Raw genomic sequence first — 220 nt, forward strand, 5'->3', positions numbered from 1 at the left:
ACATCGCAGGAATCGGTCGAGGCGCTCGCGTCACGGCTCGCCGCAGCGGGTACCACACTGGACGCCCTGGTCCATGTTGCCGGGGTCATGTGGCTCGACGAACTGGGAACGATCGACTACGACCTGGTCCGCAAACAGATCGAGATCAACACCCTCGGACCGCTGCGGACCGTGGAGGCACTGCGGTCGCTCCTGCAGCCCGGCGCGAAGGTCGGCATCG

At 66.4% G+C, this 220-nt stretch carries 1 protein-coding gene; it reads left to right on the top strand.

From position 1 onward, the window contains the following. A partial coding sequence (locus AZG88_RS31275) for an SDR family oxidoreductase (RefSeq protein WP_156517661.1) occupies nucleotides 1-220 on the top strand: 220 nt, incomplete at both ends.

The sequence above is a fragment of the Rhodococcus sp. LB1 genome, from assembly GCF_001583455.1.
Taxonomy (GTDB): Bacteria; Actinomycetota; Actinomycetes; order Mycobacteriales; family Mycobacteriaceae; genus Rhodococcus_F; species Rhodococcus_F opacus.